Raw genomic sequence first — 16,127 nt, forward strand, 5'->3', positions numbered from 1 at the left:
GTCAGACAGTGAGGAAGGCTTCCAGCGCGGTGTCGACGGGCGCGGTGAGCTGGGCGAAGAGCTCGGCCGAGCGAGCCTGAGACTGGTTCGCGGCGGGTGCTTGGCCGAGTTCGGACAGGATGCGGGCGAGCTGGCGTTGCCCGGCCGCCTCACCGTAGTCGTTGGCCACCGTGCGGCTGATAGCGAGTGACTGGGTGACGGCGGCCTGCGCAGCGGGGAGGTCGCCGGTACGGCGCAGGAGCTCGGCGCGGACGAGGAGCGCACACCACTCGTCCTCCCGGTTGCCGATGTCGCGGCAGGTCTCGATGCCGGCGTCGAGCGCGGTGAACGCCAAGTCGTAAGAGCCTTGATGGGCATAGAGCCGGCCGAGCGCGACGAGGGTGAGGGCGGTGCCGTTGGCGTCGTCGCACTGGCGGCGGATCCGCAGGCTGCGCTCGAGGCATTCTTGGGCGCGGGAGTAGTCGGCCGCTTCGGCCAGGGCTTCGCCCATGTTGTGCAGCACGGAGCCGCGCCAGGCGGGCTCGGTTTCGTCGTAGACGAGTTCGAGGCTGCGCTCGTAGTGCTCGATCGCCTCGGGCAGGCGCCCGGTCCGCTGGTAGAACCAGGCGAGGTTGTGGAGTCCGCGGCCGATCAGGACCGAATCTCCCAAGGACTGGCGGATGCTGTAGGAGTCCTGGAGGTTCTGCTCGGCTTCGGCGAAGCGGCGGGCCCGCCAGTTGCAGGCCGACAGGTTCGCCAGCATCATCGCCTCGGCGCGCCGGTCACCGATCTGGGCGGCGGCCGGGATCGCGAGCCGGATCAGGGTCTCGATCTCGCGCCAGCGGCCGCGCTTCTGGAACTGCTGGGCGATCATCGGCACGAGCCGGCAGAGCGGTTCGCGGAAGGACCTCGGGAGTTGCTGGGCCAGGGCCGAGACGTTCGGCAGTTCGAGATCCAGCCACGCGGTGGCGTCGAGCGTGGTGGACAGATCGAGGATCGAATCCGTCGTACGGCTCAGGTGTTCCCACCGGTTCCCGTTGAGCGCGCGGCTGACCTCGGCGATCGCGGTCACGTACCACTCGAAGGCACGCTTCAGCGCGAGCTCACGGTCCTCGTGCGAGTCGTGCTCGCGGGAGAGGTCGCGGCTGTAGAGGCGGAGCAGGTCGTGCATGCGGAAGCGGGCCGGCGCACCGGCGGCTTCGATCAGATGCAGCTCCGCCAACTGCTCCAGCGTCGCCACGCTCTCGGGGATCGGGACGTCCAGGAGCGCACCGAGCACGGGAGCGGTGATCTCGGGCGCCTGCAGCAGACCGATCATCCGGAAGCCCTCGGCGGCCCGGTGCCGATCCCCGTCCGGTTGCCGGGCGCGGTCGGCCAGATCGAGGTAGCTGACCTCGAGCGACGAACGCACCGAGTCGGCCTCGATACCGAAGTCCCGCCAGTGACCGGCCTTGAGCCGCTGCGCGGTGTGCCGGATCGCCAGCTCGGGGGAGGCGGCGAGCCGGGCGGCCACGATCCGCAGTGAGAGCGGGTTGTGGCCGCAGTACTGGATCAGTTCCAGCGCGGAATCATGCTCACCGGCGACCCGATCCGCGCTCAGGATCGCGGTCAGCAGATCGAGTGCCTCCGGCGTAGAGAGCGGTGCCGCGCGGAACTCGGTCGCGGCCACACTCGGCACCGGCTGCCGGCTGGTGATCAGGACGGCACATCCCGCCCCGGCAGGGAGAAGCGACGCGAGCTCGGGCCCGTGCTCGGCGTTGTCGAGCAGGAACAGGATCCGGCGGCTCGTGGTCTCGGTCCGCAGCATGGCGGCCAGCTCACTCGCGTCGGTCGGCAGGATGACGTTCTGGCCGGCGATCGCGCGGAGGAACCGGCAGATCGCCTCGTCGGTGGCGACCTTCTCCAGGCCGGGCGTCGCGCCCTGCAGATCGATGTAGATCTGGCCGTCGGGGTAGTTGTCGGCGACGGCATGCGCGGCTCGAACGGCCAGCGCCGACTTCCCGACACCGCCAGGACCGTGTACGGCGACCACCAGCGGGCCGGCGAGCTCGGGGCGCCGACGTAGCGCGGCGACCAGCGCGTCGATCTCGCTGCTGCGGCCGATGAATCTGGTGTCGATCGCCGGAAGCTGTTGTGGCACGTGGGCCGGAGCCTCCGGAACGGCGACCGGTGCGGGATCGCCGGGCAGCACCAGCTCACGGCCGTGCAGGATCGTCTCGTGCAGGTCGCGGAGTTCCTGCCCGGGGGAGACGCCTAGTTCCTCGTTCATCAGCCGGCTGACTGCCTGGTACGACTCGAGCGCCTCGCCCTGCCTGCCGGTCCGGTACAGGGCCGCGATCAGCTGGTACCAGAAGGGTTCGCGGAGCGGGTTCTCGACGGTCAGCGTCCGCAGCTCCGCGATGACCTCGTGTTCCCGGGCCAGTTGCAGGTCGACGGCGATCCGGCGTTCGACCGTCTGCAGGAACCGCTCGGACAGCCGGGACGCCTCGGCGAGTTGCAGGGCATCGGACGGTACGTCGGACAGCGGCGTACCGCGCCAGAGTTCGGTTGCCTGCCGCAACAGGCAGGACTCGGCCACAAGGTTGCCTTGGGCACCGTGTTCACGGCCGCGGCGGACGAGTTCGTCGAATTCGTTCAGATCGACCTGGTCCGGCGGTAACTCGATCACGTAGGCGTCCGGGACGGTCCGGATCAGCTCGGGCTCGCCGAGGCACTGGCGCAACCGCATCACGTACTGATGGACCGTGGCGCGCGCGGTCCGGACCGGGACCTCGGACCAGAGGTTCTCGGTCAGCTGGTCGATCGAGACGGTTTTGTTGGCCTGCAGCAACAAACTGGCCAGGACGACGCGCTGTTTACCGGCCCGGACGGGAAGTCTGCCGGCCGGACTGTGCACCTGGAGCGGACCGAGCAGACCGAACCGAAGCGCAGACACCATTTTGTTGCCCCCGTCCCCTATCCGGCACTGGTTTCAGACTAACTGCGCGCTGCGGCGTCGGGACCCTTCGTGACGATGTCAAAACCGGCAACTGTGCCCGGCTGCGCGTTGGGGCGGGCCGGCGGCCGGCGTTCGGGCCGGGTTCGGCGGCCACCGGCGTCCTCATGGGCACGGATTGTCACCTGAAGGTGATGGGTGGTGAGAATTTGTCACGGATTGTGCAGAGCGGTGCGGTGATCGGGACCGCCATCCTCACTCCCCATGAGTGCGCGGTGACCCTTGGTGACCGGTTTCCCGCTGGGTCAGTATCCAGCATGCAAGACGGCCCTTACAGCGGTAACGACCTCACAACACAGGCAGTGCACTGTTCGCTTGGGAGCATCCGGCGGTCTAACCTGCGGATGCTCGCGGCAAACGTGAGAGTCCGGGGATCGGCCGGACTATCCAGACATGGGAGGAACAGTGCACCAGCGTTCCGTAGTAAGGGTCGGCGCGTCGCTGATCGTTGCGTCGTTGGCCCTGACTGCTTGCGGTTCACGCAGCGGCGACACCACCGGCGGGGGATCCAGCGGTGGTACCAAAACCGCCAAGATCGGCGTGATCGCGCCCTTGTCGGGAAACCTGTCCGAGCTGGGTCTCGGCATCAAGCACTCGGTCGAGCTGGCCGTCAAGCAGGCCAACGACGCCGGCGCCATTCCGGGCTGGAAGCTCGAGGTCGCGGCGCAGGACGACGAAGGCAAGGCCGACGTCGGTAAGAACGCGGCCACCTCGCTCGCGTCGGACGCCGACGTGATCGGTGTCGTCGGCACGCTGAACACCGACGTCGCGCAGCAGGTTCAGCCGATTCTGGCGCCGAAGCAGATCGTCCAGGTGTCGCCGGCCAACACCGGCCCGGGCCTGACCCAGGGCGCCGACTGGCTGACCTCGCCGAAGCGTCCGTACCCGACGTACTTCCGGACCTGCACGACGGACGCCGTCCAGGGTCCGTTCGCGGCGCGGTACCTGTACGAGACCGCGAAGATCACCAAGGTCGCGACCATCCACGACAAGCGGGCCTACGGCCAGGGCCTGGTCGGCACCTTCACCGCGGAGTTCACCAAGCTCGGCGGTCAGGTCGTCGCCGCGGAGACCATCTCCGAGGACGAGACCAACTACAGCGCGGTCATCTCGGCCATCAAGCCGTCGGCCCCGCAGGCGCTGTACTACGGCGGTCAGTACCCGGAGGCCGGTCCGCTCTCGCAGCAGATGAAGGCCGCCGGCCTGAACATCCCGCTGATGGGTGGCGACGGCATCTTCGACGCCAAGTTCATCACGCTGGCCGGTAAGACCAGCAACAACGACGTCGCGACCTCGGTCGGTGCGCCGGTCGACGCGCTGCCGTCGGCGAAGAAGTTCGTCGCCGACTACGCCGCGCAGAACTACAAGGAGCCGTACGCCGCCTACGGTGGCTACTCCTACGACGCCGCGAACGCGATCATCAACGCGCTCAAGGTCTCGCTGAAGGACGCCAAGGACGTGCAGTCGGCGCGTCAGGCAACGGTCGACGCCGTCGCCAAGGTCACGTTCGACGGGGTCACCGGCAAGGTGGCCTTCGACCAGTACGGCGACACCACCTCCAAGGTGCTGACCGTCTACAAGGTCCAGGACGGCAAGTGGGCCACGGTCCAGACCAAGGAATTCGAAACCAAGTAGGCAAGTCGACCTCATGTCACAGGGGCGGGAGTGATCCTCTCGCCCCTGCGGCATGCTGGAACTGAGGTAGTTGGGAGGTCGACGTGGACCAGTTCTTCCAGCAGCTCGTGAACGGGCTGACGCTGGGATCGCTGTACGCCCTGATCGCCGTCGGGTACACCGTCGTCTACGGGATCGTGCAGCTCATCAACTTCGCCCACGGCGAGGTGTTCATGATCGGTGCGTTCGGCGCACTGACCACATATCTGTTGTTCTTCGACGGCAAGACGTCGGTCTGGATCCTGCCGGTGATGATCGTCGGCGCCATGATCGCGTCGGTCGGCACCGCGGTGCTGATGGAGCGTGTCGCGTACCGTCCCCTGCGGAACGCGCCACGCCTGGCACCACTGATCACCGCGATCGGGATCTCGGTGTTCCTCCAGGAGTTCATCCGGCTGTTCTACAACCAGCCGGTGTGGACGATCGTGGTGTTCGCCGGGCTGGCTGTCGCCGTCGGGTACTTCGGCGCGCGGCGCCAGGGCAAGCTGCACCTCGATCACCCGGTGTCGAAGTGGTACGACCGGGCCCCGCTGCTCGGTGCCGCTGTCGGCGCCGTGCTGCTGTGGGCGATCGCCCGCGTGGTCGAGCCCGAGCTGAGCATCGTGCTCGTTCCCGGCGTCATCGTCGTCGGTGCCGCGGTCGGCACCTTGGTCGGCTGGCTGGCGACGACCGCGGTCCGCAAGCAGACACGGGTCGAGGTGGGGATCCAATCGATCGTCACCGCGGCGCTGTCGGCTGTCGCGGCCGCCGAGATCGGCTGGGTGTTCTACCGGCTGCTGATCCGGCATGTGGACTGGCCCAGCGCGAAGCAGCGCATCCCGTTCCCGCAGCTCGATGTCGTCTCCGGCGATCCGCTGCAGGCCGGCGGTGTGGCGATCCAGCGCTCGGCGGTCTTCACCGTCGCGGCTCTGATCGTCTGTGCCGCGTTGCTGTGGTTCTTCATCAACCGGACGAAGATCGGCCGCGGTATGCAGGCGGTCTCGCAGGATCCGGACACCGCGCGGCTGATGGGCATCAACGTCGACCGGATCATCGTCGTCGCGTTCGCGCTCGGCGCGGTCCTGGCGGCGGTGGCAGGTGTGGCGCAAGGACTGCAGAACAACCTCATCGACTACCGGATGGGCTTCCTGGCCGGTCTGAAGGCGTTCACCGCCGCGGTGCTGGGCGGTATCGGCAACATCCAGGGCGCAGTCCTCGGTGGCCTGGTCCTGGGAGTCGTCGAGACGCTCGCCACGCAGTACGTTCCGGGTCAGTTCGGTGGCGGTTCCTGGAAGGACGTCTGGGCCTTCGTGATCCTGATCCTGGTTCTGGTCTTCCGGCCACAAGGTTTGCTCGGAGCAAGGGTGGTGGACCGCGCATGAGCGCTACGACGGAAGCTCCCGTCACGACGGGCACGCAGACTCCCGCCAAGTCGGGCGGGTGGCTGGTCTCGCTGATCGGCGCCGTGCTCGTGATCCTCGGCTCGATGCTGTCCTGGAGCTACGACGGCACGATCCTGGACAACCTCTCGCTCAACTTCAACCCGGCGCCGCTCCAGCGACTCACGATCATCCTCGCACTGGTCGCCGTACTGCTGCTGATCACGGCACGGACCCGCAAGCTCGGGCAATGGCTGGACGCAGCGCTCGGCGTGCGAGCACTCGGCCTGATGCTGACAGTCTTCATGCTGCTCACGCTCGTCGCCATCACGCTCGAGTCCGACGGACTCATCAACGTGAATCCGGGCGGCTACGTGACGTTGGTCGGGGCGGTCGCGCTGCTGGTCGGTTCCCGGCTGCTGCCGCTGGTCCAGCTCCGCGACCTCGGTGCGGCGAAGCTGCCGGGCTGGTTCGAGATTCTCTCGATCGCGGCCCTGATGGCGGCCGCGCTGTTCGGTGCGGCCTACGCACTGGGTCTGACGGACGTCTGGAACTTCGTGCTCTGCCTGGCGTTCATCACCGCGGTCGTGCTGGTGCTTTTCCGCACCGGCGTGATGACCTGGTTCGGGCACGTGTCTCGGCGGCACAAGAAGGTGCTCACGCTGGCCTCCTTCGCCGTCGCGTTCTTCTTCCCGTTCACCCAGAACGGGTCGGACGCGAACATGTCGATCGCGACCCAGGTGCTGATCTTCGCCGCGACGGCGATGGGCCTGAACATCGTGGTCGGCCTGGCCGGCCTGCTCGACCTCGGGTACATCGCGTTCCTGGGGTCCGGCGCCTACGTCGCGGCGATGCTGTCCGAGTCGGCGTTCGCGACGATCGACTGGCACCCGCCGTTCATCGTCGTGGTGCTGCTCGGTGCCTGTGTGTCGGCGGTGCTGGGCCTCATCATCGGTTCCCCGACCCTGCGGGTCTCGGGCGACTACCTGGCCATCGTGACGCTGGGATTCGGTGAGATCTTCCGGCTCGCGATGTTCAACCTGGACGGGACGAACGGTCCGCAGCTGACCAACGGTCCGAACGGTATTCCCGGCATCCCGGACCTGCGGCTCGGGAGCTTCGACTTCGGTCAGTCGCACCACATCGGCTCGCTGGAGCTCGGCAGGTTCTCGAACTACTACTTCCTGCTGCTGATCCTGATCGGGTTCATCATCCTGGTCTTCGCCCGGCTGAACGACAGCCGGATCGGGCGCGGCTGGGTGGCGATCCGTGAGGACGAGAAGGCCGCCGAGGCGATGGGCGTGAACGTCTTCGGGCTGAAGCTGCTCGCCTTCGCGGTCGGCGCGTTCCTGGCCGGTCTGGCCGGCACCGTCAAGGCGCACCAGGACGTGGCGGTGAGTCCGGGGCAGTACATCTTCCTGGAGTCGGCGTTCCTGCTCGCCGCGATCGTGCTCGGCGGTATGGGCACCATCGCCGGTGTGTTGCTGGGAGCAACGATCCTGAAGCTGCTGCCGGAGAAGCTGCGGTTCTTCTCGGAGTACCGGCTGTTGCTGTTCGGTGCCACGCTGGTGCTGATGATGCGCTTCCGGCCCGAGGGCCTGGTGGCGAGCAGACGGCGTCAGCTCGAGTTCCACGAAGAGGACGAGCATCTGGCCGAAGTGGTCGAGAACCAGCTCGTCGAGGAGGCCAAATGACCGTCACGGATGCCCGTCCGGCCGCTCCGGCGGTCGGCGGGCCGGTACTCGAAGCCTCCGGCGTCACCATGCGGTTCGGTGGTCTGCTGGCGGTCAACAACGTCAACCTGACCGTCCGCGAGGGCGAGATCGTCGGTCTGATCGGCCCGAACGGCGCCGGCAAGACGACGTTCTTCAACTGCCTCACCGGGCTGTACAAGCCGACCAGCGGTCAGGTCCGGTTCGCCGGCGTACCGCGGAAGGCGCCGAAGCCGCCGAGGCGGACGAAGGGGCAGCCGGTCGCGCCCGCCGTACAGACGCCGTCGTTACCGGCGCTGTCACCGTTGCCGCCGAAGCCGCGGGCCGTGGTCCGTGCGGGGATGGCCCGGACGTTCCAGAACATCCGGCTGTTCGCGAACATGACCGCGCTGGAGAACGTGATGGTCGGCCGCTACAGCCGGACCAGCGCGGGCGCGCTCACCTCGGTGCTGCGCGGGCCGAAGTTCCGGCGCGAGGAGGCGGCCACCCGGGTCCGGGCCCAGGAGCTGCTGAACTTCGTCGGTCTGGCCCGGTCGACCGAGCACCTGGCCCGGAACATGCCGTACGGCGACCAGCGCCGGCTCGAGATCGCGCGGGCACTGGCCACCGACCCGAAGCTCATCCTGCTGGACGAGCCGACGGCGGGCATGAACCCGCAGGAGACCAAGCAGGCGATGGATCTGATCTTCAAGATCCGGGACTCCGGCCTGTCGGTCGTGGTGATCGAGCACGACATGCGGTTCATCTTCAACCTCTGCGACCGGGTGCTCTGCCTGGTCCGCGGTGAGACCCTGATCGAGGGGACACCGGGCGAGGTGCAGTCCGACCCGCGCGTCATCGAGGCCTACATCGGCACCGGTGAGGACGACGACGAGGACGACGAAGACGGCGATGACGGCCGGCCGCAGGACGTCGTCGAGGAGGCGAAGCCATGACGGACAGCACTGAGGACAAGCCGCTCACGGCGATGCTCGAGGTCCGGAACCTGGAAGTTGCCTACGGCAAGATCGTCGCGGTGAAGCAGATCAGCTTCAGCGTCGAGCAGGGGCAGGTGGTGTCGCTGATCGGCACCAACGGCGCCGGTAAGACGACCACGCTGCGGACGATCTCGGGTCTGCTCCGGCCGACCCACGGCGAGATCTGGTTCCAGGGCGAGCGGATCGACAGTGTCGCGGCCCATGACATCGTCACCCGCGGTCTGGCGCACTCGCCGGAGGGCCGGCGGATCTTCCCGCGGCTGACCGTCGAGGAGAACCTGCTGCTCGGTGCGTTCGCGCGCAAGGACCCGGCCGGGATCCGCACCGACCTGGACTCGGCGTACGACCTGTTCCCGATCCTGGGGGAGCGGCGCAAGCAGCCGGCCGGGACGTTCTCCGGTGGTGAGCAGCAGATGCTGGCGATGGGCCGGGCGATGATGAGCCGGCCGAAGCTGATGATGCTGGACGAGCCGTCGATGGGGCTGTCGCCGATCATGATGAAGCGGATCATGTCGACGGTGACCGAGCTGCAGAAGCAGGGCACGACGATCCTGCTGGTCGAGCAGAACGCCCAGGCCGCCCTGAAGCGGGCGGACTACGGCTACGTGCTCGAGGTCGGCCAGATCAAGCTCTCCGGCACCGGCCGCGAGCTCCTGGTCAACGACGACGTCCGCAAGGCCTACCTCGGCGAGGACTAGTCGTTCAGCAAGCCTCTGAGCCCCCGGTCCTGTTCGGACCGGGGGCTCACTTGCGAAGGACCACCAGTAGTTGCACGAGCAGCGGGGCGACGATCAACGCCGGGAGCATGTCGGCTACGGCGATCTGCTTGATCTTGAGCAGCCGCAGTGCGACGCCGATCAGCATCACGCCGCCGGTGGCGCCCAGGGCGGTCACATGAGCCTCCGGCAGTACGTCGCCCAGTACGGCGCCGACCGCGGTCATCAGACCTTGGATGACCAGTACGACGAGCGCGGACGCCATCACGCCCCAGCCGAGCGACGCGGCGAACGCGATCGAGGCGAAGCCGTCCAGCACGGCCTTGAGGAACAACTGGTCCGCGCCACGTCCCAGCCCGTCGGACAGCGCGCCCAAGAAGGTCAGCGGCCCGACGCAGAAGACCATTGACGCGGTAACAAAACCTTCCACGAAGGTGCTCTCGCCGTCAGCACGGCGGAACCGGTGCTGCAGCCACGCGCCGAAGCCCTCCAGCCGCTGCTCGATCCGGAGCAGCGAGCCGGTGATGCCGCCGATCAGCATCGCTCCGAGCACGATCAGTACCGGTGCGCTGTCACCGACCGCGTCGCTGAGTGCTTTATCGCCCACGGTGAGTGCCGACGTGATCGCGATCAGCAGCGTGACCAGGCCGAGCGCGTCGGTGACCAGATCGCGGGTCCGGTGACTCAGCCGATGCCCTACGAGCACACCGAGTGTCGACCCGGCCAGAACCGTTGCGACGTTGACGACAGTGCCGATTCCGATGAACAAACCAGGTCTCCACTCACACTCCAGGGCGCAGCTTTGCAAGTGACCCTGGAGGGCCTACTGTTGCGCGAGGACGAGCGTATCGGGCCCGTCCCGTTCACCTCGGGGGTGGACCAGACCAGGAGGTCGCCGTGGCTGCTGCCATCGCGGTGAGGGACGCCCAGCGGGGTGATGCCGCCGCTTTGGTCGCGCTGTGGCGTGAGTTGAGCACGACCGGTGCCGGTCACCATCCGTCCCGGCTCCCCGGGATCCCGACGGTCGCCGCCGTCGAGGTTGCCGTCGGCAAGCATTTGGCCGACCCGTGGGGCCGGCTGGTGGTCGGTGAGCTGGACGGCGAGGTGCACGCGATGGCCTACCTGCGGCGCGCCGCGGTCAGCCCGCTGCACGACGACACCACGCTCACGGTGGAGTATCTGCATGTCAGCGACGGCGCCCGCCGGCACGGGCTCGGCAAGGCGATGATCGCCGAGGCGGTCGCCTGGGCCGAGCACGAGAGCTGCCCGCACCTGGCCGTGGTCGCTCCGGCGATCGCCCGGGAGGCGAACCGGTTCCTGGCCAGACTCGGGCTGGGGCAGGCCGGCGTACTGAGATTTGCGAACACGCACACGGTGGCCCGCCGGCTCGCGGCCGAGCACGCGCCGAATCTGCTGGCGCTGCTGTCGTCGCGGCGGTCGGTGCTCGCCCGTCGCGCCCAGCTCGCGCGCCCGGCGCTGGCCGAGCCGGTCAGCTACCCGCCGGAGCCTGGATCAGCTGGCAGGTGATCCGCGCCGTGCAGACCCGCTTGTCGCGGTCGTCGGTGACGACGATCTCGTACGTCGTGGTGGTCCGGCCGAGGTAGATCGGGGTCGCGACGCCGGTGACCACGCCGTCGCGGACCGCGCGGTGGTGGGTCGCGTTGATGTCGACCCCGACCGCGACCTTCCCGTACGCCGCGGCGTGCAGCGCGGAACCGATCGAGCCGAGGCTCTCGGCGAGCACGCAGGACGCGCCGCCGTGCAGCAACCCGTAGGGCTGGGTGTTGCCCTTCACCGGCATGGTCGCGACGACCCGCTCCGGCGCGGCTTCGCTGATCACGATGCCCATCAGCTGCAGCAGGCTGCCTTCGACGTCCATGCCGGGCGGGAGCGCATTGATATCTGTCACCGCAGCAGACTAACTCCCACGTCGGCTCCCACGTCGGAAACTGTCCCAGGGAACCACTAGAGTCGGTGTGTGGCTCCAGATACCGACACTTCTACGACGACGACCAAGGATGCTGCGGCGGCAGGCACCACCCGCCCGCGGGTCCTGCTGCTGGACGGGCACTCGCTGGCCTACCGCGCGTTCTACGCGTTGCCCGTGGAGAACTTCTCCACCTCGACCGGGCAGCACACCAACGCGGTGTACGGGTTCACCTCGATGCTGATCAACATGCTCCGCGACGAGCAGCCGACGCACATCTGCGTCGCGTTCGACGTGTCCCGCAAGACCTTCCGCTCCGAGCAGTACACGGAGTACAAGGCCGGCCGGACGAAGTCGCCGGACGAGTTCAAGGGACAGGTGTCGCTGGTCAAGGAGGTCCTGGACGCGCTCCGGATCCCGACCACGGAGATCGACGGCTGGGAGGCCGACGACATCATCGCCACGCTCGCGACCCAGGCCTCCGACCAGGGGTTCGAGGTGCTGATCAGCTCCGGCGACCGCGACGCGTTCCAGCTCGTCAACGAGAACGTCACAGTGCTCTACCCGAAGCGCGGCGTCTCCGAGATCGCCCGGATGGACCCGGCCGCGGTCGAGGCGAAGTACGGTGTGCCTCCGCGGCTGTATCCGGACCTGGCCGCGCTGGTGGGGGAGAAGAGCGACAACCTGCCCGGCGTGCCGGGCGTGGGCGACAAGACCGCCGCCAAATGGCTGAACCAGTTCGGCTCGCTGAACGACGTGATCGACCGGGTCAACGAGATCAAGGGCAAGGCCGGTGAGTCGCTGCGCGAGCACCTCTCCGACGTGATCCGGAACCGGCAGATCAACGAGCTGATCCGCGACCTGACACTGGATGTCACCGTCGACGACCTGGCCCGCGTGCCGTGGGACCGCGAGCAGGTGCACACGCTGTTCGACAGCCTCGAGTTCCGGGTGCTGCGCGAGCGGCTGGTCGCGGAGCACGAAGAGGTCGACGCGACGGTCGAGCAGGGCTTCGAGCTGGACGGCGTTCAGCTCAAGCCGGGTGAGGTCGCGGCCTGGTTGCAGAAGCACGTGAGCTCCGGCGAGCGGGTCGGTGTCGCGGTGCAGGGCAGCTGGGGACGTGGCACCGGTGAGATCACCGGGCTGGCGCTGGCCAACACGGCAGGCGCGGCGGCCTGGTTCGACCCGACCGTGCTGACGCCGGAGGACGAGACCGCCTGGCAGGCGTGGCTCGCGGATCCGAAGCAGCCGAAGGCGTTGCACGACGCGAAGGGCCCGCTGCTCGGATTCCTGGAGCGCGGCTGGACGCTGGCCGGGCTGAGCTCGGACACTCAACTGAGTGCGTATCTGGCCCGTCCGGATCAGCGGTCCTACGACCTGGCCGACCTGACCGTGCGGTATCTGAAGCGTGAGCTCCGGACCGAAGAGGTCGAGAACGGTCAGCTCAGCTTCGACGACATCGAGGGCGGCCCGGCGGCCGACCACACGATGCTGCGGGCGCGCGCGATCGCCGACCTGGCCGACACGCTCGACGCCGAGCTGGAGAAGCAGGCCGGTACGGCGCTGCTCGCGGAGGTCGAGCTGCCGCTGATCGACGTCATCGCCGGGCTCGAGCGGGACGGGATCGCGGTCGACCGGCCGTATCTCGAGGAGCTGGAGGAGCGGTTCGCGACCGGTGTGCGCGAGGCCGCGACGGCGGCGTACGAGGTGATCGGCAAGGAGATCAACCTCGGCTCGCCCAAGCAGTTGCAGGTGGTGCTGTTCGACGAGCTGCAGATGCCGAAGACGAAGCGGACCAAGACCGGGTACACCACGGACGCGGATTCGCTGCAGGCGCTGTTCGAGAAGACCGAGCACCCGTTCCTGGCGTATCTGCTCGCGCACCGCGACGCGACCCGGCTGCGGCAGACGGTCGAGGGGCTGCTGAAGACGATCAGCCCGCGCGACGCGCGCATCCACACGACGTTCAACCAGACGATCGCGGCGACCGGGCGGCTCAGCTCCACCGACCCGAACCTGCAGAACATCCCGATCCGGACCGAGGAGGGCCGCCGGATCCGGCAGGCGTTCGTGGTCGGCGAGGGCTACGAGTCGCTGATGTCGGCCGACTACAGCCAGATCGAGATGCGGATCATGGCGCACGTCTCCAAGGACGAGGGCCTGATCGCGGCGTTCAACTCCGGGATGGACTTCCACTCGGTGACCGCGTCGCGGGTCTTCTCGGTCGAGCCGGCCGAGGTGACCCAGGAGCAGCGCGCCAAGATCAAGGCGATGAACTACGGCCTCGCCTACGGCCTGTCGGCGTACGGGCTGAGTCAGCAGCTGAAGATCGGCGTCGACGAGGCCAAGGGCCTGATGGACGAGTACTTCGAGGGCTTCGGCGGCGTCCGCGACTACCTGCGCAGCATCGTCCTCGATGCCGGCAAGAGCGGCTACACCGAAACCATCCTCGGCCGCCGCCGCTACCTGCCCGACCTCACCAGCGACAACCGCCAGCGCCGCGAGATGGCCGAGCGGATGGCCCTGAACGCCCCCATCCAGGGCTCGGCCGCCGACGTCATCAAGATGGCCATGCTCAAGGTCGACACCTCCCTGAAGTCCTCCGGCCTGAAGTCCCGGATGCTCCTCCAGGTCCACGACGAACTGGTCTTCGAAGTAGCCCCCGGCGAACGCGACCAACTCGAAGAGCTTGTCCGCCGAGACATGGGCGCCGCCGTCGAGATGGACGTCCCCCTGGACGTCTCAGTAGGCGTAGGCCGCACCTGGCACGAAGCCGCCCACTAGTCGCATGGAACCGATCCGGCCGTTTCGCTGGGACCTGATCCGGCCGGATCAGCTCGGCTCCCTCCTCGACGGGGTCGAGGCCGGGGAGCTGTTCTTCCTGGACGAGCTGATCCGTTGCGCGGCCCGGGTGCTGAGTCAGTCCGGCAACGGTGACCTGTACTTCGTCGGCCGGTCGGTGGACAGTCTGTTCGATCTCCTGAGTGGCGCACTGTCCGAGACCGACTGGGCGTCGCGTCTGCACCCGTTGCCGCTGTCCTTGTTCCACGGCGACGGCCGGGACTTCACCGATGCGGAACGACGCCAGCTACGCACCAACCTGGCGGCTGAGGGCCTTGCGCCGACCGAGTTGATGCGCGGTCGGCCGACCGTGTTCGTGGACCTGGTGGCGCAGGGGTCGACGTTCGGGAATCTCTACACCGTGTTGCGCCGGTGGACCGAGGAGGACGGCGCGCAGTGGGACGTGATCCGGCGCCAGCTGAGGTTCGTCGGAATCACTCGACGGCGGAAAACCAGTCCCAACACCTGGCGCTGGCAGCAGGAGGCGGAGTTCGCCGGCGAGCTCCCGGCGTCGGCGATCCGCAACGTATCGATGGATCATGGGGTCTGGTCGTACTTCGGTGACCACCAGCAGAAGACAGCTCAGTCGTTCCGGCGGACCAGGTGGGCGGATCCGGAGGTGGCTGTGCCGCGGAGGGACGAGAAGGGCCGGATGGCGTTGGCCGAGGCTGTGCAGGTGGTGTCGGCGGGGCGCACGCCAGAGGTGCGGCGGAAGGTGGCTGAGCTGCTGACCCACGAGCCGGCGATCAAGGAACGCTGGCTGCGGGACCTGCAACTCAGCCTGCGGAAGTGAAGGAGCACCGCCTGGTTGGGCGGTGAGCCTTCTTGTGGGTCAGAGGAAGTGCAGGACCAGTTCGGCTTTGAGGTTGGGGACGTGTTGGGCTACGGCCTTGAGGCGCACTACGCCGGTTGCGCCGGGGGTGGTGCGGCTGACCTTGATGGGCATTGATCTGGGGCCGAGGCCGGGGATGTTCGCCGTTGGGGGGACCTTGGCCGGGGTGGGCTTGTCGGTTTTCAGGTCGAGGTCTACGCCGATCAGTGGGGCCGGGGCGGAGAGAAGCAGGAACAGGGTGACTTCGTCCACGCCCTTGGGGACGCGCAGGACGGGTCCGCCGTGGAACCACAGGTTCGCTGCCCGCACCTCGACCTGGAGTCGCTCCTTGATGCGGCCGATGGGAGCGACGTACCCGTGGGTGAAGTCCAGGCTCGCGCCGATCAGAAGCCCGATCACCTGGTTCAAGGGGCCGACGACGACCGAGCCAGAATCACCCTGCTCGGCGAAGTTCCCCTTGAGCGCGCCGATCTCGATCAGGCCCTTGAGCTCGTACTCCTGGCCGCCGATGGTGACCGTCTTGGTCACGTCGGTATCGATGACCCTGCCCTGTGTGACTCCGGTCTGCGAGCCGCGCTTTCTGACGGTCAGCTTCCCGTGGTCCTTGTCGGTCACCTCGTAGTCGCCGAGCACCGCTCCCAGCCCGATGATCTCAGCCCGGAAGGCGTCCTCGTGCGCCTCGAGGTCGCAGATCGCGAAGTCGCCGTACGGGTCGTCACGGAAGTCGACGGCGAGCTGCACCGCGCCGATCTTGTCGCCGACGACGTCGGCCGGCTGGCAGACCTCCGTCCCGACCCCGCCGATGACATGCTCGGCGGACAGCGCGTAAGTGCCGCGGTGGATCAGATCCGGGTTGTCCCCATCCGGCCCGCCGTTGGGTCCGGTGTACGTCACGGCGCAACCGAGAGTTCCGAAGACCACGCCCAAGCCGGCGAGTCGTTCGGTGTAACAGCCGCCCTGCAGGGGGCGGATCCTGTCCTTGTCGTAGTAGGCGTCCACCGCGACGACGTCCTCGATCATCTCTGCCATGCCGGGCTCCTTCGTTTCGATGTGAAATCGCGGAAGGTGATGCACTGCACATGGACGGTGACTCACTGTAGTTGCCCCGGATGGCCC

General features: G+C 67.8%; 12 protein-coding genes and 1 pseudogene. 9 read left to right on the plus strand and 4 right to left on the minus strand.

What is annotated here, in order from left to right; all coding sequences use genetic code 11:
• Position 1: 1 nt before the first annotated feature.
• A complete protein-coding gene (locus tag OG474_RS35935) occupies positions 2–2,914 on the minus strand; it encodes an AfsR/SARP family transcriptional regulator (RefSeq protein WP_405058093.1) in 2,913 nt (970 codons plus the stop codon).
• Positions 2,915–3,367: 453 nt separating this feature from the next.
• On the opposite strand from OG474_RS35935, the gene OG474_RS35940 reads away from it, so the two are divergent.
• From OG474_RS35940 to OG474_RS35965, 6 genes and pseudogenes are all read left to right on the plus strand, one after another.
• On the plus strand, positions 3,368–4,609 hold the full coding sequence (locus OG474_RS35940; RefSeq protein WP_405058094.1) for a branched-chain amino acid ABC transporter substrate-binding protein: 1,242 nt from the start codon (positions 3,368–3,370) through the stop codon (positions 4,607–4,609).
• Positions 4,610–4,692: 83 nt separating this feature from the next.
• Positions 4,693–5,031, plus strand: a pseudogene (locus OG474_RS35945) (branched-chain amino acid ABC transporter permease); the annotation flags it as partial.
• 120 nt (positions 5,032–5,151) lie between these two features.
• Positions 5,152–6,009, plus strand: a complete 858-nt coding sequence (locus OG474_RS35950) for a branched-chain amino acid ABC transporter permease (RefSeq protein ID WP_405064648.1) — start codon at positions 5,152–5,154, stop codon at positions 6,007–6,009.
• The gene (locus tag OG474_RS35955; protein ID WP_405058095.1) at positions 6,006–7,700 is read left to right on the plus strand and encodes a branched-chain amino acid ABC transporter permease; all 1,695 of its coding nucleotides are present in this window, start codon (positions 6,006–6,008) and stop codon (positions 7,698–7,700) included. Before OG474_RS35950 ends, OG474_RS35955 begins: the two co-directional genes overlap by 4 nt.
• Entirely contained in the window at positions 7,697–8,653 is a 957-nt protein-coding gene (locus OG474_RS35960) for an ABC transporter ATP-binding protein (RefSeq protein WP_405058096.1), read from the plus strand. Before OG474_RS35955 ends, OG474_RS35960 begins: the two co-directional genes overlap by 4 nt.
• A gap of 32 nt (positions 8,654–8,685) precedes the next feature.
• Positions 8,686–9,393: an ABC transporter ATP-binding protein gene (locus OG474_RS35965; RefSeq protein WP_405064649.1), complete on the plus strand. Its 708-nt coding sequence runs from the start codon at positions 8,686–8,688 to the stop codon at positions 9,391–9,393.
• Positions 9,394–9,439: 46 nt separating this feature from the next.
• Here OG474_RS35965 and OG474_RS35970 read toward each other — a convergent pair whose 3' ends face one another.
• Positions 9,440–10,180 carry a DUF554 domain-containing protein gene (locus OG474_RS35970; RefSeq protein ID WP_405058097.1) on the minus strand — a complete coding sequence of 247 codons (741 nt, stop codon included), beginning with the start codon at positions 10,178–10,180 and terminating at the stop codon, positions 9,440–9,442.
• Between the two features lie 128 nt (positions 10,181–10,308).
• On the opposite strand from OG474_RS35970, the gene OG474_RS35975 reads away from it, so the two are divergent.
• A complete protein-coding gene (locus tag OG474_RS35975; RefSeq protein ID WP_405058098.1) occupies positions 10,309–10,938 on the plus strand; it encodes a GNAT family N-acetyltransferase in 630 nt (209 codons plus the stop codon).
• On the opposite strand, the gene OG474_RS35980 is transcribed toward OG474_RS35975, so the two are convergent.
• On the minus strand, positions 10,901–11,320 hold the full coding sequence (locus OG474_RS35980) for a hotdog fold thioesterase (RefSeq protein ID WP_405058099.1): 420 nt from the start codon (positions 11,318–11,320) through the stop codon (positions 10,901–10,903). The genes OG474_RS35975 and OG474_RS35980 overlap by 38 nt on opposite strands.
• A 69-nt stretch (positions 11,321–11,389) precedes the next feature.
• Between OG474_RS35980 and polA the strand changes: the two genes are divergently transcribed.
• Together polA and OG474_RS35990 are read left to right on the plus strand one after the other, a co-directional pair.
• Positions 11,390–14,122 carry a DNA polymerase I gene (gene polA / locus OG474_RS35985; protein ID WP_405058100.1) on the plus strand — a complete coding sequence of 911 codons (2,733 nt, stop codon included), beginning with the start codon at positions 11,390–11,392 and terminating at the stop codon, positions 14,120–14,122.
• 4 nt (positions 14,123–14,126) lie between these two features.
• Positions 14,127–14,972 (plus strand): hypothetical protein, encoded by an 846-nt coding sequence (locus OG474_RS35990; protein WP_405058101.1) that lies wholly within the window; start codon positions 14,127–14,129, stop codon positions 14,970–14,972.
• 39 nt (positions 14,973–15,011) lie between these two features.
• On the opposite strand, the gene OG474_RS35995 is transcribed toward OG474_RS35990, so the two are convergent.
• Positions 15,012–16,040 (minus strand): hypothetical protein, encoded by a 1,029-nt coding sequence (locus tag OG474_RS35995; protein ID WP_405058102.1) that lies wholly within the window; start codon positions 16,038–16,040, stop codon positions 15,012–15,014.
• Positions 16,041–16,127: the final 87 nt, after the last annotated feature.

Source organism: Kribbella sp. NBC_01505 (assembly GCF_045040285.1).
In the GTDB taxonomy this organism is placed as follows: Bacteria; Actinomycetota; Actinomycetes; order Propionibacteriales; family Kribbellaceae; genus Kribbella.